Below are 21,210 nucleotides of genomic sequence, written 5' to 3'. Positions count from 1 at the left end.
GGGCCCATACGCGCCTTTTTGATTTACCTGATCAGCCACAGCGACCCTGGATGAGCGATAATGGCGACCTTGCGTTATTTTGAAGGCCTGTCGTCACGTTGCATCAGGCCTGCTCGGGTTCTGGAAGGACATAGATGAAGCGTGTTGATGATTTCCGTCTGATGTTTGGCAAAAAGGAGCTGGTGCCAATCGTCATCGGTGGTATGGGGGTCGATATTTCGACGGCCGAATTGGCACTTGAGGCAGCTCGTCTAGGCGGTATCGGGCATATTTCCGACGCCATGGTCAACACCGTGGCTGACCGGCGATACAACGCCAAGTTTGTCAAAGAAAAACTCAAGCAATACAAGTTCAACGTGGCCAACACGGACAAGTCGGTGGTGCGGTTTGACCTCGGTCAGTTGACGGAAGCGACCAGAATGCACGTTGGCAAGACGATGGAGGCCAAACGTGGCGATGGCCTGATTTTCGTCAATTGCATGGAAAAGCTGACCATGAACGCGCCCAGGGAAACCTTGCGCATTCGCATGCGGGCGGCGCTTGACGCCGGCATTGATGGAATCACGCTGGCGGCCGGCCTGCACCTCGGATCCTTTGCGTTGATCGAGGATCACCCGCGCTTTCGTGATGCCAAGCTGGGCATCATCGTTTCCTCATTGCGCGCCTTGCAGCTCTTCCTGCGCAAGACGGCGCGCACCAATCGACTGCCCGACTACATCGTCGTCGAAGGTCCCTTGGCCGGTGGCCATCTGGGTTTTGGCATGGACTGGGCAGCGTTTGATCTGGCGACCATCGTCGCTGACATCCGCCAGTTTCTGCTGACCGAAAAACTCGACATTCCATTGATTCCGGCGGGCGGCGTGTTCACTGGTAGTGATGCGGTGGCCTTCCTTGAGAACGGCGCGGCAGCCGTGCAGGTGGCGACGCGCTTTACCGTGGCCAAGGAGTGTGGGCTACCGGAGGACGTGCAGCAGATATATTTCAAAGCCAGCGAAGAGCAGATCGTGGTCAACCAGATCTCGCCGACCGGTTACCCGATGCGCATGCTCAGCAACAGTCCGGCCATTGGTGACGGAATTCGCCCCAATTGCGAAGCCTATGGTTATCTGCTTGATGCCAACGGCTGTTGTTCCTACATCACGGCCTACAACCAGGAAGTGGCGGCGAATCCGGGGATCAAACGCATCTCGGTCAAGGACAAGACCTGTTTGTGTACGCAGATGCGCAACTTTGACCTATGGACCTGTGGTCACAACACCTATCGCCTGAAGGATACGTCGCGAAAACTTGAAGACGGTAGCTACCAGTTGCTGACTACAGAGCATATTTTCCATGATTATCAGTTCAGCACTGACAACCAGATTGCCTTACCGGAGTGGATCCCTGGCAGACTTCGTATTGCTTGAAAATTATTTAGTTAGACTCCAGCGTCCGGCCTTGCTATTGTTCCGCAGTAACTCTTACAACGTCCTTACCTGGGAGCGTCTCAATTGGGTACAAAGCTATACGTAGGCAACCTGAGCTATGACATTAGCAAAAATGATCTGGAGCAGATGTTTGCCGTACACGGCACGGTAACTTCGGCACAAGTGATCACCGATCGCGAAACGCAGCGCTCGAAAGGTTTCGGCTTTGTCGAGATGAGTTCCGATCAGGAGGCACAGGCGGCGATTTCTGCGCTCAACGGCAAGAGCGTTGATGGCCGGGCCTTGACCGTCAATGAAGCACGTCCGCAAGAACCACGCAGCGGTGGTGCTGGCGGTGCGGGGGCGCGTCGCGGTCCCGGTGGCGGCGGTGGCGGTGCGCGTGGCCCCTATGGCTCTGGCCGTGGCGGTACGGGCGGTGGCGGCGGTAATCGCTACTGATTTATTCGCAGGGTTTGCATTGACGGTTGATATTGCCGACATAGCTCCCGGTGTTTTCTTGTTGTGCTTCATTCGGCACTTGTGCTGATCAGGGATACTGTTTTGGCAAAACCAAATTACTCGTTCGAAAAGCGCCAGAGAGATCTGGAAAAAAAGAGAAAACAGGAAGAAAAACGCCTGCGCAAACTGGCGGAGAAAAAACCTTCAGACGACGATAGCAATCCGTCTTCGCCTGAAGGTACGGCTCAGGCAGATGTCGTTCCGGGTGACACTGGCCACTGATCGATCTGTGCAGCATGCTCAGTTATCGTCATGCCTTCCACGCCGGCAATCATGCCGACGTCCTCAAACACCTTGTGCTGGTCCAGCTAACGCGTTATCTCGCGCAGAAGGACAAGCCGTTCTGGTATATCGACACGCATGCCGGGGCCGGTATCTATGCACTGGATACAGGGTATGCGCTCAAGCTTGGCGAATACAAGGAAGGTATCGGTCGCTTGTGGGGACGCAATGATCTTCCGGCAGCACTGGCCGGCTATGTCGACCTGGTGCGCAGGGTAAATCCGGATCGTCGCTTGCTCGCCTACCCCGGTTCGCCGTATTTCGCCCTGTGGACTTTGCGCGAGCAGGACCGCCTGCGCCTCTTTGAACTGCACACCAAGGATGCCCGGTTGTTGCAGGAAAGTTTTCAGGACGCAGGAAAACAGGTGATTATCGAGCCGACAGACGGCTTTGCCGGTCTGAAAGCGCTGCTGCCGCCACCGCCGCGTCGCGCCGTGGTCCTGATCGATCCGGCCTACGAAGACAAGCACGACTATGAGCGGGTTTTTCACGCTTTGAAAGAATCCTTGGTACGCTTTCCGGCGGGCACTTACGCGCTGTGGTATCCGCAACTCACTCGACTTGACGCCCACGAATTGCCCCAGCGCCTGAAACGTCTTCCGGCAAAAAGCTGGCTGCATGTGGCGCTGCGCGTCAGGGAGCCGGCCAAGGACAGTTTTGGCATGCACGGCAGTGGCATGTTCATCCTCAATCCACCGTGGACCTTACACGCCACGCTGGCCGAAGTGATGCCTTATCTGGTCGAGGTACTCGGCCTTGATGCCAGTGCGGGTTTTACGTTGGAGCAACAGGAAGACTGATTGGTCAGCCAGTCCTTCAATCCTCAAGCTGTGTGTATTTGCGGCTCGACCCGTAGCTTTTCTCGACCGGATATTTCGCTGCGTTCTTTTCGAGTTTGCTGCGCGCCGCGTCTTCCAGATCGATTCCCGCCTTGTCGGCGATCAGTAGCAGATAGAGCAATACATCGGCGCATTCGTCACGTAGCGCCTCACTGGACAACTCGGACATTTGCGCATCGCTTTTCCATTGCGTCAGTTCGAGCAATTCCGCTGCTTCCAGATTGAGTGAAACGATCAGATTACGCAGCGTGTGAAACTGCGCCCAGTTTCGCTCATCGCGAAACTTCAGCAAATCCCGCGTCAATGCCGAAAGATTCATCCGGTCAGCCAAAGAAACGCTGCCTGGCCTCGGCTGGCAGGCACATGGCCATAGCCTGTGCACGTGCCAGCAGTTCCCAGTAATAACGGTATGAGGCGCGGTCGTGCAAACGCCCTTCATGGGCAATGGGTGCCCAATCCCTATCCTGCGCGGCGATCAGGATGGCGGCGGCGGTTTCGACCTCGGAAAAATCCGGGCGCATGGCTTCGACGATCGGCATGATCTGGTTGGGATGGATGCTCCACATCCGCAAGTAGCCAAATTCGTTGCGTGCCCGCCGGGCATCGTTGCGTATCACGTCGAGATCTTTCAACTCAGTGGTGACGTTGTGTGTTGGGACAACGCCATTGGCCAGCGCCGCCGTGGTGATTTCGCATTTGGCGCGGGCAACCAGCGGGTGCTCGAACTGTCCCGGACTCTTCATCGCCGAACCGGGAATCGCACCATGGTGGCCGGAGACAAAATCCATCAGGCCAAAATCGAGCGATTCGACATCAGGGAGCGCGGCGATTTCCCATACATCGTGCAGGGCGCCAAGCGTCTCGATGAGAACATGGACAGGAATCACTGCTTGCAGACCGGCAGCCGCTTCGGCGTCGCGCAGTGCGGCGATCTGGGTGCGCACATCATCGACGCCGCGTGGTTTGGGCAGGGTAATGAAGGGCAGACGAGTGCCAGCAAGGGATACGAGAATATCAAGATCCTGCTGCCAGTTGGCGTGAGTGATGTCGTGGATGCGCGCTGCAACGCGGCCATAGCGGTTGTCGTCGCTCATGATGATGGCAGCCGCCATTTCGGCGTGTTCGCATTCAGCGCCGACGTGTGCGCCATCCTCGCAGTCGCAGGTGATATCGAAGACGGGCCCCAACTCGTTTTGCAGTTGCAAGGCCTTCTTCATTAGTTTTTCAGAGCCAGCGTAGTGGTCGACGGCGGGCAGGCTGGGAAAGGGCTTTTCCCCAGGGAATAGAATGTCGCCCGGATGTCGCATGGAAAGAATACCTCAGATAGCAAAACGAGCATTTTACCGTGACTGCATCAGTGTCAAAGAAAAACCCCATCGTTTTCTGGACCGACACGGCGATCCGAGCGCCTTTCAGCCGCACACCAGCCCGTCTGATGATCCGATTTTGTGAGGCAACTGCCGGTCCTTTTCCATTCTGATAAAACCGGCTGGCGAAAGCACGCCTTTTTGATTGCTCGCGGCAATAGCCACCTGCAACAGCTTGGCGGTGGCGTAGGCATCCGAAACGGCGTTATGGCGCACTATGTTTTCGATAGCAAAGAGCTTGAGCCAGTCATCAAGGGTGGCTCGAGATTCGATCGGATTCGGGAAGAGGCTGGGCAGCACCCACGCCAGATCGATCCAGGTCTGCCCGAGCTCAACTCCGAGATACTCCAGCATTGTTTTTTCAATCATCGATTGGTCAAAAAAGGCGTGATAGGCGACCAGCGGCACCTTGCCAAGATAGCCGAGAAATGAAAGCAGCGCTGCCGCCGGCTCCACTCCTTCGCTCTGCGCCGAACCGCCAATGCCGTGCATCAGGATGTTCTCGTTGGTGCTCACCCGATCCTGCCGCAGTACGACCTGAAAGACATCGTTAAAATCGATCCGCCCGTCGACCAGCGCCACAGCGCCGATCGAGATCAGGCGATCTTTCTTCATGTTCAGCCCGCTGGTCTCGACATCGACCACCACATAGCGGCCGCGATTGTGCATGAAGCTCAGGTCCGCCGCCGGCAGTTGCTGCCAGTTGGCAAGAGCCTCGCGCTGCTCGGGCGCGAGAGCAAGCGCCCGCCGCGCCCGGGCCATACCGAAAAGATTGGCAAACCAGGACATGATCAAAGCTGGTAATCAAGCTTGAGACGTTGCTGAAGCTTGCGCGCCTGGCGGAATGCTTCTTTCAGGATGCGCCGCTCGACCTCATTCAGTTCGTCCGGCCTGATCAGGTTACCCCCCTCCCGTCCTTGCATCTGTTCAGCGTGCTGGTGCCGCAAACGCATCAGTTGGATGAAATTGAAGCCGTCAATCATAGCCGCCGCCTTGTCGGCTGAAATATTCATCAGCGGCGCCGCCTGCTTGATGCGCTGCACCGTATTGGTCGCTGTAACATCATGCGCCATGGCAAATATCCGCGCCGCGTCAATGAACAGCCGTGCGCCATATTGTTTGAGGTCGATGGTTCCAGGGTGGTCCGGATCGGCATCGGTCACGAAATCGCGAAACGTTCCCAGCGGCGGCACAATGCGGATGGCGTTGTCCGCCAGCATGCGTAGAAAAATCGGATTATTCCGCGTCCGCCGCAGCAGTGTCAGGCGCATGCGATCGGCCAGATTGAATTTTCCAAACAGCGGCCTGAAATCGAAGAAGATCGTCGCATTGAGCAGCGCCTGCGGTTCCGGCGTACGGATCCAGTGGCCGAACCTTTCTTCCCACTCTTCCAGCGTGAGGCACAGATCGGGGTTACTGGCCATGATTTTCCCGGTGCACAGGGGGAAACCGCACGCGTCAAGATCGGCATTGACGTCACGGGCGAAATCAAGCAGCCGCAACTGGGTCTGCTCGCGATCCATGATGTCGGTGCAGACATAGACAATCCCGTTATCCTGATCGGTACTGAAGGTCTGTTCGTCGCGCCCTTCGGAACCGAAAGACAGCCACGCCCACTCAATGCCGAACAGATCATGCTTGTCGAGGTTGAGCGTAATGATGCGCTGGGTCAGCGTATCGTTGAGCGCCGAAATGAACTGGGTGATCTGCTCGGCGCCGACGCCCTGCGCCAGCAGATTCAGTGAAAGCTGACGCACATCCTGGCTGGCGTGCAGCAGCATGTCGATGCTGGTCGCAGCATCGATGGCCTGGCGAATCTGGCGCAGTCCGACGCGTTGCAGGGTAAAGAGATCGCGCTCGGAAATAACGCCCTGCAAACGGCCACCTTCGTCAACCGCCAGCACCTGGCGGACACCGTGCATGGTCATGGCCAGCACCGCGTCATAGGCATTGGCGGCGACCGGCAGAGTGTACGGGCTTTCCGACATGACCCGCCGGATCGGATCATCGAGGTTAACCCCGGTCAGCACAATGCGCTTGAGGACATCGGATTGGGTAAAGATACCCACCGGCTGCTGCGTGTCATCGACAATGACCATCGAGCCGATACTGCCGGCGGCCATTAGCTCGATAACCTTGCGGATCGGCGTATCCGGCGTCACCGACAGAGGTACCTTCTTGATAATCGCCGTCAACGGTGAATTCATCGTTTGCTGCTCGGCAACGTGCTGGGAAAATTGCAGTTGCAACTGCTGACGCGACTGACTGAGCAGACTGGCCAGGTACTGAGTACAGAAGAGATTGAGCACCGAGCTTTTCTGCATCAACTCGAAAAAATCCTCGGCCATCAGTTCGTAGCAAAAAACGTCTTCCAGCGCCGTATAGCTGCTGGTCGTCGGGCGCTGCGCCATTACCGAGCCGATTGAAAAGCCCTCACCCGGCCCCAGCGTCAGCGACGATGGGTCCATCACGCTGACTTCAGTGGTATGACGAACGAGAACCTTGCCGCGCTGCACGATGCGGAACACCTGTACGACGCCTGTTTCCGGCGACAGGATCAGCGAACCCTTGGGGTAATAGGCCAGCTTGACGTGCTCACCGAGAAACTGCATGGCCTCGTGCTCCATGCGGTCAAACGGCGGGTAGAAGCGCAGGAACTCGATCGTTGCCGACACCAGCATCTGGGTCGCACCATTGCTCATCCCGACTCCTTGATCGGCAACTGCTGCGCAAATGTTCGGGCCGGCAGACAAGATGTACCGGCCCGATGAGCGGTCTTTATCAGTTAGCCCTTAACTGCTCGAGAATCGCCGGGTTTTCCAGCGTCGAGACGTCCTGCGCAACCACTTCGCCCTTGGCCAGCGAACGCAGCAGGCGGCGCATAATCTTGCCCGAACGTGTCTTTGGCAGGTTCTCGCCAAAGCGAATATCTTTCGGCTTGGCAATCGGTCCGATTTCCTTGGCAACGTGATCCTGCAATTCCTTGACCATCTTGCTGGCCGCCTCGCCTACCGGGCGGGCGCCCTTGAGCACGACGAAGGCGCAGATCGCCTCGCCGGTCAGATCGTCGGGACGCCCAACCACAGCGGCTTCAGCCACCTTCGGATGCGAAACCAGCGCTGATTCGATTTCCATGGTCCCCATCCGGTGACCGGAGACATTGAGCACATCGTCGATGCGGCCGGTGATGGTGAAGTAACCCGTATTCACGTCGCGCACCGACCCGTCGCCAGCAAGATAAAGTTTGCCGTTGAAATCGGCTGGGTAATAGGAGGACTTGAAACGCTCAGGATCATTCCAGATGTTGCGGATCATCGACGGCCACGGTTTGGTAACGACCAACAGGCCTCCCTTGCCCCAGTCAAGTTCCGTACCCGTTTCATCGACGATGGTCGCGTGGATGCCAGGGAAGGGCAGCGTACACGAACCCGGCACCATCGGTGTCACGCCGGGCAGTGGGGTAATCATGTGGCCGCCGGTTTCCGTCTGCCAGAAGGTATCGACGATCGGGCAACGACCACCACCCACATCGTTGTAGTACCACATCCATGCCGCCGGATTGATCGGCTCGCCCACCGTACCGAGCAGACGTAGCGACGACAGGTCGTAATTGGTTGGAGCGACCGCCGGATTGGTATCGGAAGCCTTGATCAGCGAGCGGATCGCGGTCGGCGCAGTGTAGAAGATGGTGACCTTGTGATCCTGAATCATCTTCCAGAAGCGGCCGGCGTCAGGATAAACCGGGACACCTTCAAAGACCATCTGGGTGCCGCCACAGGCCAGCGGGCCGTAGGTGATGTAGGTATGTCCGGTCACCCAGCCAATGTCGGCGGTGCACCAGAATATGTCATTCGGCTTCAGATCAAAGGTCCACTTCATGGTCAGTACGGCGTGCAGCAGATAACCGCCGGTCGAGTGCTGTACACCTTTCGGCTTGCCGGTGGAACCCGAGGTGTAAAGCAGGAACAGCGGATGCTCGGCACTGACCCACTCGGGATCGCAGACGTCGGACTGGCCAGCGATCACGTCACTCCACCAGACATCACGGCCGGCAACCATGGTGCAAGCGCCACCCGTGCGCTTGAAGACAATCACGGTCTTAATCGAATCGCAACCGCCCAGAGCAATTCCCTCATCAACGGCCGGCTTGAGCGGCAGCTTCTTGCCGCCACGGCACTGTTCGTCCATGGTGATCACGGCGACAGCGCCGGCATCGTTGATGCGGTCGCGCACGGATTGCGCTGAAAAACCGCCGAACACCACCGAGTGAATGGCGCCAATGCGGGCGCAAGCCTGCATGGCGACAACCCCCTCAATACCCATTGCCATGTAGATGATGACGCGGTCACCCTTCTTGATGCCCTTGGCGCGCAGACCATTGGCCAACTGATTGACCTTGGCCAACAATTCCCTGTAGGTCAAGCGTTTGACTTCACCGTCATCGGTTTCGGAGATGATCGCTACCTTGTCACCGAGGCCGGCTTCGATGTTGCGGTCCAGACAGTTGTAGGAGGCGTTCAAGGTGCCATCGGCAAACCACTTGAAAAAAGGCGCGTTGGACTCATCGAGCACCTGCGTGAAGGGCGTTTTCCAGCTGATATGCTCACGCGCCAGACGCGCCCAGTAGCCCGTGTAATCCTTGCCTGCTTCAGCACACAGCGCCTGGTAAGCCTCCATGCCGGAAATCGTTGCCTGCTTGACGAACTCGGCAGACGGCTGAAAAAGCGTGACCGACTCATTCTGTGACATTTTCAATCTCCTGTGCTGTGGTCAAAAACGGTTTTCTGGATAACGGCCGGCGCGCACCGGAACGGATTAGATGCGCCTAATCTTACACATCATTTACACAAACTTAGCGGTGATCGAGCACTGCCATGGTCAGTCTTGAGATGCAGACCAGCCAATCGTCCTCGTCGCTGATACGAGTTTCCCAGACCTGACTTGTCCGGCCAAGATGAATCGGGCTGGCACGACCGGTTACGTAGCCCTGGCGCACGGCACGCAGGTGATTGGCATTGATTTCCTGGCCGATGCAATAGTGCTTCGTGGCATCAACACACAGATTGCCCGCGCAACTGCCCAGGGTTTCTGCCAACAGGACCGAGGCGCCGCCATGCAGCAGGCCAAAGGGCTGAATCGTCCGCAGGTCGACCGGCATGCGGCCGGACAGCCAGTCCGGCCCGAAGTCGACGAACTCGATACCGAGATGGGCCACCGCCGTGCCGGCGGACAATTCGTTAAGTGCGATCAGACTGATCGGTGAATGCCAGATGTCCATAAGCGTCCTATCGGAGTACGAAAGCGTTGCTCAGTTCGTCACTGCTTCCAGTCGCCGCTGTAATTGCGCCAGGCGTTCACGAATGTTTGCGCCCACTTTGATTTGCGGATTGGAGTAGCCATCGTCTTTGCCTGCGGCTTCTTCGCGTTGCTTGATGATCGGTCTTATCGCCGCATGCGCTGCTTCAAATGACAAGGTTTGTGTTCGCAGTTGTTCGTCGAACAGCGCGCGACCATAGAAAGTCAGCGCTGATTTTCTACCGCAACCATACGATGTATGGTCAGCGTCAGAAGCGGTCATCACCAGTGTATCGTCGTTCGCCAGTGATTCTATCCAACTGCCTGAGTAGCACGCTGAAATTGAGATCACGCGGTTCCTGATACCCGCTTCATCAAGCCATGCTCGCAAATCAACCGCCGTCAACGGTGCAACGTCCATTGGCCAAAAACTGGCCGATAGTTTTCCACCACTGCCGCCATGCGATGTCAAATGCATGAATAGGATGTCGTTATCCTTGTCCATCACGCTTGCCATGCCCTGGATGGCGCGTTTCAGATTAAGGTTTGTTGCCCACGCAAGCGCGTCGATGGTATCCACATGATTGACGAGCTGCACCCCCCGACCTTTGGCGTCGAAACGCTTGGCCATCACCTCGGCGACCATCGCCGATTCGTGGTGAAAAACATCCTCGTCGGAATACGGAGCGAACGTAATGGCATACAAATCGACGATCTCGGGGCGTTGCGGCTGAACTTCAGCAAGCCGTTGCGCAAACAAAACGGGTTGGGCTTCCATGCGCTCCTGGGTAAGCGTCAGCCTTTTGCGCTCAGACCTTGGCTCGGCGGGCAGGTCCGGATACCAGAACTGCATCACGTCGGCGGTCGAAGCCAGCATCAGGCTGTACGCCGCAACAATGCCGGCAGCGAGCATAGAAACCTTGTGGCGGTTGCCGCCACGCCAGATCATCAGCAACTGCGCGATAAATAGCCAGATTTGCGGCGCCAGAAAAACTGCCCACTGTCCTGCACTACCGAGCGAACCCGAGTTATAAAACTCACTGCGAACAAGAGCAGCGTAGCCGCCGGTGAAGGCCAGATTAATCAGGACGCTTTGTGTCAGTGCGAGGCAAACAAGCTGAACACTGGACGAGGCACCTTCTCCCGCGTTTGGCGCCGCAGGGATAGGCCGCATCAGATAGCAGATCCAGGCGATGGCGGCAAACGCGAACCAGCCACTGGCGATCGCTCGCCAATAAAAAGTGGCGTCACCCACAATCATCAGACGCTCGGCGAGCACGATGACAAGCAGATTCAGAACCGTCAATCGCGCAACGAGCAATGGCGACGCAGGCAGATTGCGCCAACGTGGCCGCAGGAAAACGGCGGAACGCGCGGCATCCGAGAAGAGGCTTCTGACGCTGCCTGAAAGATCAGCTTCCCGCACAGTGGCTGGAGGTACTGAACACAACGCCGGATCGGCCTTGCTCGATTCAGTCAATTACTCTGCTCCATGACAAATAAGTTCGCTTATCAACGCACGTGGCCCCCACTTTACACCGCATATGGGGCGATTGAATGATGATAAAATCATCGCCAGCCCGGTTCATCCATGGCAAGCGCCGCGACCAGTTCTTGCCGGCACGAATTCCACCTGCCTTACCCTGCCCCGTACCTTCTGACAGAAAGCCTGAAATGACCAATATACGCCAGGAAGATCTCATCCAGAGCATTGCCGATGCCTTCCAGTACATCAGCTACTACCACCCGCTCGATTTTATCAAGGCGCTGGGCGAAGCCTACCAGCGCGAGGAGTCACCGGCGGCCAAGGATGCGATTGCCCAGATCCTGACCAACTCGCGCATGTCCGCCGAGGGCCACCGCCCGATTTGCCAGGATACCGGCATCGGCATGGTCTTTCTCAAGGTCGGCATGGACGTGCACTGGCCGGATGCCACAATGAGCCTGCAGGAAATGGTCAACGAAGGCGTCCGCCGCGCCTACGCCGACCCGGACAACCCGCTGCGCGCTTCGGTGCTTGCCGATCCCTACGGCACACGCAAGAATACCAAGGACAATACGCCGGCCGTCGTGCATTTTGAAATTGTTCCTGGCCATCACGTCGAAGTCATTTGCGCCGCCAAAGGCGGTGGTTCCGAAGCCAAGGCCAAATTCGCCATGCTCAATCCCTCCGACGACCTCGTCGACTGGATTCTCAAGACGGTGCCGACCATGGGCGCCGGCTGGTGCCCACCCGGCATCATCGGTGTCGGCATCGGCGGCACGCCGGAAAAAGCCATGCTGATGGCCAAGGAATCGATCATGGCGCCGGTGAACATACAGGAACTCAAGGCACGCGGCGCAAAAACCAGGGCTGAAGAACTGCGTCTTGAACTCTACGAAAAGATCAACGCGCTGGGCATCGGCGCCCAGGGCCTCGGTGGCCTCACTACCGTGCTCGATGTCAAGGTGCTCGACTTCCCCTGCCACGCCGCCAATCTGCCGGTGGCGCTGGTGCCCAACTGCGCTGCGACGCGCCACATTCACTTCCATCTTAACGGCTCTGGCCCGGCCAAACTCGAACCACCGAAGCTCGAAGACTGGCCAGCGGTGACCTGGGCGCCGGATCTAAAAACGGCAACGCGCGTCGACCTCAACACCCTGAGCAAAGCCGAAGTTGCCGCGTGGACGCCCGGCCAGAAACTGCTCCTCAACGGCAAGATGCTGACCGGTCGAGACGCCGCGCACAAGCGCATCGCCGACATGCTGGCTAAGGGCGAAAAGCTGCCAGTCGACTTCACCAACCGCGTCATCTACTACGTCGGCCCGGTTGATCCGGTACGTGACGAAGTGGTCGGACCGGCCGGCCCGACAACAGCCACACGCATGGACAAGTTCACCCGGATGATGCTGGAAAAGACCGGTCTTATTTCGATGATCGGCAAATCCGAGCGCGGCCCGGTTGCCATTGAGGCGATCAAGGACAACAAGTCAGCCTACATGATGGCCGTTGGTGGCGCTGCCTACCTGGTCGCCAAAGCGATCAAGACGGCGAAGGTCGTCGGCTTTGCCGACCTGGGCATGGAAGCCATCTACGAGTTTGACGTCCAGGACATGCCGGTCACCGTGGCTGTTGATTCAAACGGCACGGCAGTGCACACCACCGGCCCGAAGGAATGGCAGATCAAGATCGGCAAGATTCCCTACGCCGAGCCTGCCGCCCACTGATCTTCGACTGAAAATTCCTTCGCAGCCGGCCGTGTGCCGACTTTTAATCCACAAACTGCAAAATAGTCGCGACTTTTTTGTATTTATCTATAAAATAGTCGACATGAAGCGTTATCTCGACGACCTCGTTGCCACCGATCTTCAACGCAAGATGGTGTTGCTCACCGGTCCACGCCAGGTGGGTAAAACAACGCTTTGTCGTCAGTTGATGGAGCGCTTTCCACCCGCCCAGTACCTTAACTGGGATGTCGCCGCCGACCGGACGATTCTGCAACGGCAAACCTGGGGTGCGCGAACCCGCCTGCTGGCGCTGGATGAAATCCACAAGATGCGCGGCTGGAAGAACTGGCTCAAGGGCCTTGTCGATGGCCGCTCGCCGGGGCAAGCTTTGTTGGTAACCGGCAGCGCACGCATGGAAACCTGGCGGCAGAGCGGCGATTCGCTGGCCGGGCGTTACCTGCCCTACCGCCTGCATCCGATTTCGGTGCGCGAATGGTGCGAACAGCAGGGCGGCACGCCCGCCGAAGCACTATCGCGATTGATGGAACGTGGTGGCTTCCCCGAACCGTGCCTGGCTGAAAGCAGGGAGGATGCCGAACGCTGGCGGCGACAATACTTCACCGACCTGATCCGGGAGGACGTGGTCGAATTCTCACGACTGCATGAAATTACCGCTATGCGGCTGTTCGTCGAGCTTCTGCGCGAGCGCGTCGGCTCGCCGCTGTCACTGGCCTCCATCGCCCGCGATCTTGCGCTGTCGCCAACCACACTCAAACGCTATCTCGACATCCTGCAAGCGCTATACATCGTTTTTGCCGTGCAGCCGTGGCATCACAACATTGCCCGCGCCATTCTGCAGACACCGAAGGTGTACTTCTTCGATACCGGACTGGTTCGCGGTGACGCCGGAATCCGCTTTGAAAATGCAGTCGCCGCCATGCTGCTCAAACATGTACATTTCCGGCAGGACACGCAAGGCAAGGCTGTCGGGCTGCACTACATCCGCACCAAGGACGGCGCCGAAGTCGATTTCGCACTCAGCGAAGAGAATCGGCTAAGCCATCTGATCGAATGCAAACTGTCGGACAACACGCCCCACCGCGCCCTTGGCCGCTTCGCCGCCCATTTTCCGGCAGCCGCAGCCGTGCAGCTCGTCTTCGACCTGCGCCAGGAAGAGTACCGCGCGCCACTGCATATTCTGGACGCGGCCAACTGGCTGAAGGAATTGTCGGCATGATCGGCGTCTTCGACAGCGGGCTTGGCGGCCTGTCGGTGCTGGCGGCCATCGCGCAATCGTTGCCGGACGCCGATCTCATTTACCTCGCCGACACCGCGCATCTTCCCTATGGCGACAAGGACGACGCCTTGATCCGCAGCCGCGTGCTGAAAATTGGCCACCAGCTCGTTGATCAGGGCTGCACGCTGATCGTCGTCGCCTGCAATACAGCGACCGCTGCCGCTATTTCCGCCCTGCGTGCAAGCCTACCGCAGATCCCGGTGATCGGCATCGAGCCGGGCGTCAAACCAGCCGTCGCTGCCTCGAAAAGCGGCCGCATTGCCGTTCTGACGACCAGTTCAACCGCACGCAGCGAACGGCTCGCACGCCTCATCCGGCAGCATTCCGGAGCAGTAAAAATCGACGTTCTGCCCTGCCCAAGCTGGGCCACCAAGGTGGAAACCCTGCAACTTGACGACCCCGGCCTCACCGAATCCGCCCGCCAACTACTGACGCCCGTGCTTGACGCCGGCGCCGACCAGATCGTTCTGGGCTGCACCCATTACGCCTTCCTCGCACCGCTGCTCGAACCCATCGTTGCCGGACGCGCCGTGCTGGTCGACGTCGCCGACGCAGTCTCCCGTCAATGTCTGCGCCTTGCCGGCACAGCCGCACGCGGCCACGGCCGGCTGACCCTGCTCGCCAGCGCCCATCCCGAGCGCCTGCAGGCAGCGCTGCCCGCCCTTGGCTTGAACCGGCTGGCCGCGCGACTGACGGGTCCGGCGCGCCTATCGACGGACTGCACAAGACCATGCCAAACAGAAAAACAGTAGCCATCGTCGGTGGCGGGCCGGCCGGCCTGATGGCTGCCAACGTACTCAGCCGTGCCAACGGGGCGACCACCATTCACGTTGAGCTTTTCGAGAGCATGCCTTCGCTTGGCCGCAAGTTCCTGATGGCCGGCAAGGGCGGCATGAACATCACCCATTCGGAAACCGCCGCCGCTTTCCTCGCCCGCTACGGCGCCCGCCAGGAGCGCCTCGCACCACTGCTCGATGCCTTTGGTCCGGACAACCTACGCGAGTGGATCCACGGGCTGGGAATCAACACCTTTGTCGGCAGTTCTGGTCGCATATTTCCCGCCGGCATGAAAGCCGCACCGCTGCTGCGCGCCTGGGTGCACCGCTTGCGCGACTCTGGCGTGCGCTTCCACGTGCGTCATCGCTGGTGTGGCATCGAACGGCAAGTCGACGGCCACTATGCGCTTCGCTTTGCCACCCTCGAAGGAGAGAAGCGCAGCGAAGCTAATGCCGTCGTGCTGGCCCTTGGTGGCGGCAGTTGGGCGAAGCTCGGGTCGGACGGGCGCTGGGTGCCACTGCTTGAGCAGGCTGGCGTTTCGGTCGCCCCGCTGCGCCCCGCCAACTGCGGTTTCGACGCCGGCTGGAGCACGCACCTGCGCACAGGCTTTGCCGGCCAGCCGGTCAAGCCCGTCGTCGCCTCCATTATCGATGCCATGGGCATAAGGCACCAGCAGCAAGGCGAATTCGTAATCACCGAAAATGGCGTTGAAGGTGGCCTGATTTACGCCCTCTCGGTGCCGCTGCGCGACACCATCGAACAGACCGGCAGCGCCACGCTCACACTCGACCTCTTGCCCGGCCACGATTTACCGCGCGTGATCGACGAGGTGGCACGGCCGCGCGGCTCGCGTTCGCTCTCCAGTCATTTGCAAAGCCGGCTCGGGCTCAAAGGCGTCAAAACCGCCCTGCTGCACGAATGCCTGGCGCGCGAGGATGTTGCCGACCCACGCGCACTAGCCATGGGTATCAAGGCCTTGCCACTGCGCCTGAACGCACCACGCCCACTCAACGAGGCCATCAGCAGCGCTGGCGGCGTACTGTTTGAAACGCTCGACGAACACCTGATGATCCGCAGCCTGCCCGGCGTATTCTGCGCCGGCGAAATGCTCGACTGGGAAGCCCCCACCGGCGGTTATCTGCTCACTGGCTGCCTGTCCAGCGGCCATGCAGCGGGCCTCGGCGCTTTGAAATGGATGCAGCCGGCCTGAATCACGTGCTAACCTCAACACCCGAAACGATACCAACCCTGAACCAATCCATATGAACAAACCAACTTCCTACGACTATGCCGCCTGGATTCTTGCCGTATCCGGCACTTTCTTTGTTCTCCACGTCCACCTGCTGCCAGCGCTGATTTCCGGCCTCCTGGTTTATGAGCTGGTGCGTGCGTTCATCCCGCTCTTTGCCTGGCATCTGTCGACCCGGCGCGCCAAGGCTCTGGCGGTTGGCCTGGTCGTACTGCTGGTGGTCGGCTCGGTAACAGCCGCCGGCTTTGGCGTCGTTGCTTACATGCGCAGCGAGGGCGGTAGTCTTTCTGCCCTGCTCGCCAAGATGGCCGATATCCTGGAGACTTCGCGCGCGTCGCTCCCGCACTGGCTGGCTGATTACCTGCCGAACGATAGCGCGAGGATCAGCGATGCTCTGAGCCAATGGTTGCGTGACCATGCCACCGAACTGCAACGGATCGGCAAGGAAACCGGCCACAAACTGGCGCACGTCCTGATCGGCATGGTCATCGGCGCCATGGTTTCACTGCGCGAAGCCTTCACCAGTGATGCCGGCGGCCCACTCTCCAGGGCGCTGGCCGAACGCCTTTTCCGCCTGGGTGAAGCCTTCCGCCGCATTGTTTTCGCCCAGGTCCGCATCTCGGCGATCAACACCCTGCTGACGGCAATCTATCTGGTTGTCATGCTTCCACTGTTTGGTGTCTCGTTACCGTTAACCAAGACGATGATTGTCGTCACCTTCATCGCCGGCCTGTTGCCGATCGTCGGCAACCTGATCTCCAACACGGTAATCTTCATCGTCAGCCTCGCCCACTCGCCAGCCATTGCCGTTTCGTCTCTGGCATTCCTCGTCGTCATCCACAAGCTCGAATATTTTCTCAATGCGCGAATCGTCGGCACCCAGATCAGCGCCCGAGCCTGGGAACTACTCACGGCCATGCTGGTCATGGAAAGCGCCTTTGGTCTGCCCGGACTGGTGGCGGCGCCGATCTGTTACGCCTGGCTGAAAGACGAACTGAACCAGCGCGGGCTGATCTGATCTCTCCCAATGCTTTGGGTGTAACTCTCACACTGACGTGATGCGATATGCATTAATTTGGACGACGTTTTCCGGGGACAAGACGACGCGCCGATACGCTGCGGAGACCGTCTGCCAGCCGGCATCAAAGCGATCGCTCTGAGCAAGCGCGCGAAACGTCAAAATGGCTTGGCCACCATCGTGGGTCCAGCGTTGTCCGGATCGTTTCATGCGTTGCGTAACTGACCGTACTCAGACACCATCGGCACGATAAAGGATTGGCCCCTCAGGCACGCCGTGCGCCGACCACCCCATCAACCTCATGTAGCAGCGCCAGCGTGCGTCTGAGTTGAGCCACGTTGCTGATTTCAGCGGTGAATCGCATGTGCGCCGCACCCTGCTTCGATTGCGTATTGACCGCAATCACATTGATCTTCTCGCGCGTCAGCACTTCAGAAATGTCGCGTAGCAGACCCTGCCGATCATTGGCATCAACGACGATATCGACGGCAAAAATACCGTCGGTCTGGCCGCCCCACCCTGTTTCGATCACCCGTTCCGGTTGCATCGTCTGCATGTTGACAAAGTTGGGACAGTCGGCGCGGTGAATCGACACACCCTTGCCGCGCGTGACAAATCCGACAATCGGATCAGGCGGCGCCGGCTTGCAACAGCCAGCGAGCTGGGTTAGCAACTTATCAACACCGACAATCAGAATGCCTTTCTCGGCTTCATCACTGGCCTTGTGCTTACGTACCGGCACTTCGCTGGCAGCGCGCTCATCGGGCAACGCCTCGGCGCCACGTATTACGGCCTGTAACTGGCGCAAGTTCAATTCGGCGCGCGCCAACGCGATAAACAGATCATCGCTCTTGGCAAAGCCCAGCTTGACGGCAAGCTCATCGAGCCTGGCACCGGTCTCGCCCATGCGCTGCAATTCGCGATTGACGATGGCGCGCCCTTCGGCCAGCGTTTCTTCCAGCGCACGCGTCGAGAACCACTGCCGCACTTTGGCTCGCGCCCGATGGGTAAATAGGTAGCCGAGCGTCGGGTTAAGCCAGTCACGCGAGGGCCCGCCTTGTTTGGCGACGACGATCTCGACCCGCTGCCCGGTCTCGAGTTGAGTGTTGAGCGTGACCAGCGCACCATTGACCTTGGCGCCCCGGCAACGATGGCCCAGATCGGTGTGCACACGATAGGCAAAATCAACCGGCGTTGAGCCGCGCGGCAGATCAACCACGCGACCCTGCGGAGTCATGACGTAGATCGTCTCGTCGAGTGCCGCCTTCTTGTAGTGCTTGACCCAGTCCGAAGAATCAGAAACCTCGTCTTTCCAGGTCAACAACTGGCGTAGCCAGGCGATTTTTTCATCGTAGTTGCCATCGGTCGAGTGCTTGCTGCCCTCCTTGTAGCGCCAATGCGCCGCAACGCCGAGTTCTGCATGCTTGTGCATATCGCGGGTGCGGATCTGCACTTCGAGCGAACGCCCGTCTGGGCAATGCACCGCCGTATGCAGCGAGCGGTAATTATTGCCCTTGGGATGCGAAATATAGTCGTCGAACTCCTTGGATATCGGTGACCAGATGTTATGCACGATGCCCAGTACCGTGTAGCACTCCCTCACCTCATCGACGACCACACGCAAGGCACGAACGTCATAGACTTCGGAGAAGTCGACGTCCTTCTTGCGCATTTTGTTCCAGATACTGTAGATATGCTTTGGCCGACCGTAAACCTCGGCTCCCGTGACACCGACAGTCGTCAGCTCACGTTTCAGGCGTTCAACCGCGTCAGCAATGAACTGTTCGCGTTCGGCACGTTTTTCGTCAAGCTGCTTTGCAATCTCTTTATAGGTATCAGGATGCAGAAAACGGAACGAGAGATCCTCAAGCTCCCACTTCAACTCCCACACGCCCAGCCGATTGGCCAGCGGCGAGTAGAGATCCAGAGTCTCGCGCGCGACCTGAACGCGCAGCTCGTCGTCCTCGACCGCATAGTAACGCATGGTCTGGGTACGCGAAGCGAGCCTGAGCAACACGACGCGGATATCCTCGACAACGGCTAGAAACATCTTGCGCAGGATTTCGATCTGCGCCTTCATCTCAACCGGATTGTGTTCACCACTGCCCGCCGAATGGGCGACGAAACCGCGCGTAATCGGGCGCATGCGATTGAGCCGGGAAACACCGCCAACCAGATTTGCCGCCGCCGCACCGAAGCGCGCCTCGATATGCGTGATGCTCTGCTCTTCGTAAGCAGGAACGGCGAATAACAGTGCCGCCAGACGACAGTCGGCATCCAGTTTCAGCCCGCCCAGGATGAGCGCCATACCCAGACCATGCTGCCACACCCCCTCCCCGCTCCCCAGCTTGCGCTCCCCGTAGACCGACTGGGCGAACTCGGCGGCCAGACGAATCTTCCCTGCCTCTTCAGCGGAAAGGCCTTCACTCAAAGTGTACAGGGAATGTTCGAAGTCGCTCTGAGCGGCAACGGAATGGACGACAGAAACCATGGCCCGATTATAAACCTTCCACCGGGCGGGCCGGCGAGCACTTAAGCTCGCCGTGAAGCACTGGTCAGCGTATCAAGCGACCATCGCGCCCGATGATGTTGATGTCGACAAAGTCTACGCCCAGATGCCGGCTGGGTGAGAAATTCACGGATACGCCACCTGCATCGTAATCCTTGATTTGCTCAAGGGTATCGCGCAGTTTCTTTCCTGTCGGATTAGGGCCGGCGCGGCGCAGTCCTTCAACCAGTATCTTGGCGCCAAGATAGCCCTCAAGGAAGGTGTGGTTGGGGCGGACGTCGACCGGTTTAAACTTGGCAAAAAGATCCATGACCTCGCGAGCAATCGGAACCAGGCCGTTTTCCGGGCCGGGAACGACCTGGGTGATGACGGTGCCATACGCCAACTTGTTGCCGATACGCTGCACCAGTTGCGCTGCGTCTACGGTAGACATGACATAGAACATGGCTAGGCTGCCAGCCTCCCGTGACTGCTTGATGAATTCGGAAGCCGCTGCGGTGTTGGCGATCAAGATCACAGCCTGTGGCAATGCTCTGATAATCGTCTTGACGGCGGCGGCAACTTCGGTCGTGTTCTTCTCGTAACTCGCCTTAACGACAATCTTGCCGTTGTGTTTGCCGATCAGTTCTTCGACGCTGGACATCACGTCGAGACCAAAGGCATCGTTCTGGAACAGAACTGCGTAATTCTGGTAGCCATGCTTGCTATACAGCTCAAGAAAGGCTGCTATCTCATCGGCATAACTGGCACGGGTTATGAAGAGCCATGGATTGTTGCCCTTGGCCAGCGCAGATCCGCCGGTACGAACGGTGACTAGCGGAACCCCGGCGTTGACCAGAACTTTCTCTGACAGCAGTAGCTCGACATTGCCAGTGCCAACGGTGCCAAAGAGGGCCACAGGCTTTTCTTCCGAAATCAAAAGCTTGGCCTGGCGCACGGTCTCGCTGGCCTGGTAGCCATCGTCGACGGTGACCAGGCGGATCTTGCGGCCGTTCACGCCACCGCTGGCGTTGATTGAGTCAAAATACAGCTGTGCACCACTGCGTAAATGGGTGCCGGTCGGCGCCAGCGGCCCGGAAAAGGGGGCGACCTGCCCGATGACGATAAGTTCACCACTGGCCAAAGACTGTCCGGCAAATGGCAGCAAGGTCAGGAATAGCGCCGCCAGCTTGAGAAGTTTCAACATTATCAACTCTCCGTCTACATTTGGGTTGGCAAAGCAATAAATCCGCTGTTGCTCCTATCGTCGATCAACTATCGCCATACCGCCAACACGCCAACACTTCGCGTCCAACCCGATTTCAGATTCTGAACAGACTGACCGATGACTGTAGCGATGATGCCAGAGTTTGCAGCTCTTGCGCTACTCCGACCGATTCTTGCAACAACTCCGTGTTCCGTTCTGTCGTTTGGGCGATATTTTCGACGCCGCGAGCAATTTCTTT

Annotated in this window: 18 protein-coding genes; 9 read left to right on the top strand and 9 right to left on the bottom strand. The window is 58.5% G+C overall.

The window, feature by feature from the left end; all coding sequences use genetic code 11:
• The first annotated feature begins 134 nt into the window (after positions 1–134).
• From Q1J43_RS11685 to rlmJ, 4 genes are all read left to right on the top strand, one after another.
• Complete coding sequence (locus tag Q1J43_RS11685) at positions 135–1,406, top strand: nitronate monooxygenase (protein WP_301102675.1); 1,272 nt, start codon at positions 135–137, stop codon at positions 1,404–1,406.
• An 84-nt stretch (positions 1,407–1,490) separates the two neighbouring features.
• Positions 1,491–1,865, top strand: a complete 375-nt coding sequence (locus Q1J43_RS11680) for an RNA-binding protein (protein ID WP_301102674.1) — start codon at positions 1,491–1,493, stop codon at positions 1,863–1,865.
• A gap of 102 nt (positions 1,866–1,967) precedes the next feature.
• Positions 1,968–2,147 (top strand): hypothetical protein, encoded by a 180-nt coding sequence (locus Q1J43_RS11675; protein WP_301102673.1) that lies wholly within the window; start codon positions 1,968–1,970, stop codon positions 2,145–2,147.
• A 14-nt stretch (positions 2,148–2,161) separates the two neighbouring features.
• Positions 2,162–3,007 carry a 23S rRNA (adenine(2030)-N(6))-methyltransferase RlmJ gene (rlmJ, locus tag Q1J43_RS11670; RefSeq protein WP_301102672.1) on the top strand — a complete coding sequence of 282 codons (846 nt, stop codon included), beginning with the start codon at positions 2,162–2,164 and terminating at the stop codon, positions 3,005–3,007.
• 16 nt (positions 3,008–3,023) lie between these two features.
• Here the strand turns inward: rlmJ and Q1J43_RS11665 are convergent, their stop codons facing one another.
• From Q1J43_RS11665 to Q1J43_RS11635, 7 genes are all read right to left on the bottom strand, one after another.
• Positions 3,024–3,365, bottom strand: coding sequence for a nucleotide pyrophosphohydrolase (locus tag Q1J43_RS11665; RefSeq protein ID WP_301102671.1), 342 nt, complete (start codon positions 3,363–3,365; stop codon positions 3,024–3,026).
• 4 nt (positions 3,366–3,369) lie between these two features.
• Positions 3,370–4,353 carry an aldolase/citrate lyase family protein gene (locus Q1J43_RS11660; RefSeq protein WP_301102670.1) on the bottom strand — a complete coding sequence of 328 codons (984 nt, stop codon included), beginning with the start codon at positions 4,351–4,353 and terminating at the stop codon, positions 3,370–3,372.
• A 105-nt stretch (positions 4,354–4,458) separates the two neighbouring features.
• Positions 4,459–5,202 (bottom strand): 3'-5' exonuclease, encoded by a 744-nt coding sequence (locus tag Q1J43_RS11655; RefSeq protein WP_301102669.1) that lies wholly within the window; start codon positions 5,200–5,202, stop codon positions 4,459–4,461.
• A gap of 2 nt (positions 5,203–5,204) precedes the next feature.
• A complete protein-coding gene (locus Q1J43_RS11650) occupies positions 5,205–7,115 on the bottom strand; it encodes a putative nucleotidyltransferase substrate binding domain-containing protein (protein ID WP_301102668.1) in 1,911 nt (636 codons plus the stop codon).
• Between the two features lie 79 nt (positions 7,116–7,194).
• A complete protein-coding gene (gene acs, locus Q1J43_RS11645) occupies positions 7,195–9,162 on the bottom strand; it encodes an acetate--CoA ligase (RefSeq protein WP_301102667.1) in 1,968 nt (655 codons plus the stop codon).
• A 103-nt stretch (positions 9,163–9,265) separates the two neighbouring features.
• Positions 9,266–9,691 carry a hotdog fold thioesterase gene (locus Q1J43_RS11640; protein ID WP_301102666.1) on the bottom strand — a complete coding sequence of 142 codons (426 nt, stop codon included), beginning with the start codon at positions 9,689–9,691 and terminating at the stop codon, positions 9,266–9,268.
• A 30-nt stretch (positions 9,692–9,721) separates the two neighbouring features.
• Positions 9,722–11,188 (bottom strand): C13 family peptidase, encoded by a 1,467-nt coding sequence (locus Q1J43_RS11635; RefSeq protein ID WP_301102665.1) that lies wholly within the window; start codon positions 11,186–11,188, stop codon positions 9,722–9,724.
• Positions 11,189–11,382: 194 nt separating this feature from the next.
• Here Q1J43_RS11635 and Q1J43_RS11630 point away from each other — a divergent pair, with 194 nt between their 5' ends.
• The 5 genes from Q1J43_RS11630 (at position 11,383) to Q1J43_RS11610 (ending at position 17,256) form a co-directional block, all read left to right on the top strand.
• On the top strand, positions 11,383–12,915 hold the full coding sequence (locus Q1J43_RS11630) for a fumarate hydratase (RefSeq protein WP_301102664.1): 1,533 nt from the start codon (positions 11,383–11,385) through the stop codon (positions 12,913–12,915).
• A gap of 103 nt (positions 12,916–13,018) precedes the next feature.
• Positions 13,019–14,152 carry an ATP-binding protein gene (locus Q1J43_RS11625; RefSeq protein ID WP_301102663.1) on the top strand — a complete coding sequence of 378 codons (1,134 nt, stop codon included), beginning with the start codon at positions 13,019–13,021 and terminating at the stop codon, positions 14,150–14,152.
• Positions 14,149–14,964, top strand: coding sequence for a glutamate racemase (gene murI / locus Q1J43_RS11620; protein ID WP_301102662.1), 816 nt, complete (start codon positions 14,149–14,151; stop codon positions 14,962–14,964). The genes Q1J43_RS11625 and murI overlap by 4 nt, the downstream gene beginning before the upstream one ends.
• On the top strand, positions 14,943–16,199 hold the full coding sequence (locus tag Q1J43_RS11615) for a TIGR03862 family flavoprotein (protein ID WP_301102661.1): 1,257 nt from the start codon (positions 14,943–14,945) through the stop codon (positions 16,197–16,199). Before murI ends, Q1J43_RS11615 begins: the two co-directional genes overlap by 22 nt.
• Before the next feature lie 52 nt (positions 16,200–16,251).
• Positions 16,252–17,256 carry a hypothetical protein gene (locus Q1J43_RS11610; RefSeq protein WP_301102660.1) on the top strand — a complete coding sequence of 335 codons (1,005 nt, stop codon included), beginning with the start codon at positions 16,252–16,254 and terminating at the stop codon, positions 17,254–17,256.
• A 265-nt stretch (positions 17,257–17,521) separates the two neighbouring features.
• Here the strand turns inward: Q1J43_RS11610 and Q1J43_RS11605 are convergent, their stop codons facing one another.
• Both Q1J43_RS11605 and Q1J43_RS11600 read right to left on the bottom strand, forming a co-directional pair.
• Complete coding sequence (locus Q1J43_RS11605; RefSeq protein WP_301102659.1) at positions 17,522–19,747, bottom strand: bifunctional (p)ppGpp synthetase/guanosine-3',5'-bis(diphosphate) 3'-pyrophosphohydrolase; 2,226 nt, start codon at positions 19,745–19,747, stop codon at positions 17,522–17,524.
• Positions 19,748–19,811: 64 nt separating this feature from the next.
• Positions 19,812–20,951 carry an ABC transporter substrate-binding protein gene (locus tag Q1J43_RS11600; protein ID WP_301102658.1) on the bottom strand — a complete coding sequence of 380 codons (1,140 nt, stop codon included), beginning with the start codon at positions 20,949–20,951 and terminating at the stop codon, positions 19,812–19,814.
• Positions 20,952–21,210: the final 259 nt, after the last annotated feature.

The organism is Propionivibrio sp. (assembly GCF_029255185.1).
Lineage (GTDB): Bacteria > Pseudomonadota > Gammaproteobacteria > Burkholderiales > Rhodocyclaceae > Propionivibrio.
This window is presented reverse-complemented; position numbering and strand designations above follow the sequence as displayed.

Coding starts and splice junctions, on each gene's coding strand:
- Q1J43_RS11630 (WP_301102664.1), top strand. CDS start 11,383: ATGACCAATATACGCCAGGAAGATCTCATCCAGAGCATTGCCGATGCC.
- acs (WP_301102667.1), bottom strand. CDS start 9,162: ATGTCACAGAATGAGTCGGTCACGCTTTTTCAGCCGTCTGCCGAGTTC.
- rlmJ (WP_301102672.1), top strand. CDS start 2,162: ATGCTCAGTTATCGTCATGCCTTCCACGCCGGCAATCATGCCGACGTC.
- Q1J43_RS11600 (WP_301102658.1), bottom strand. CDS start 20,951: ATGTTGAAACTTCTCAAGCTGGCGGCGCTATTCCTGACCTTGCTGCCA.
- Q1J43_RS11610 (WP_301102660.1), top strand. CDS start 16,252: ATGAACAAACCAACTTCCTACGACTATGCCGCCTGGATTCTTGCCGTA.
- murI (WP_301102662.1), top strand. CDS start 14,149: ATGATCGGCGTCTTCGACAGCGGGCTTGGCGGCCTGTCGGTGCTGGCG.
- Q1J43_RS11625 (WP_301102663.1), top strand. CDS start 13,019: ATGAAGCGTTATCTCGACGACCTCGTTGCCACCGATCTTCAACGCAAG.
- Q1J43_RS11660 (WP_301102670.1), bottom strand. CDS start 4,353: ATGCGACATCCGGGCGACATTCTATTCCCTGGGGAAAAGCCCTTTCCC.
- Q1J43_RS11685 (WP_301102675.1), top strand. CDS start 135: ATGAAGCGTGTTGATGATTTCCGTCTGATGTTTGGCAAAAAGGAGCTG.
- Q1J43_RS11640 (WP_301102666.1), bottom strand. CDS start 9,691: ATGGACATCTGGCATTCACCGATCAGTCTGATCGCACTTAACGAATTG.
- Q1J43_RS11615 (WP_301102661.1), top strand. CDS start 14,943: ATGCCAAACAGAAAAACAGTAGCCATCGTCGGTGGCGGGCCGGCCGGC.
- Q1J43_RS11665 (WP_301102671.1), bottom strand. CDS start 3,365: ATGAATCTTTCGGCATTGACGCGGGATTTGCTGAAGTTTCGCGATGAG.
- Q1J43_RS11605 (WP_301102659.1), bottom strand. CDS start 19,747: ATGGTTTCTGTCGTCCATTCCGTTGCCGCTCAGAGCGACTTCGAACAT.
- Q1J43_RS11650 (WP_301102668.1), bottom strand. CDS start 7,115: ATGAGCAATGGTGCGACCCAGATGCTGGTGTCGGCAACGATCGAGTTC.
- Q1J43_RS11655 (WP_301102669.1), bottom strand. CDS start 5,202: ATGTCCTGGTTTGCCAATCTTTTCGGTATGGCCCGGGCGCGGCGGGCG.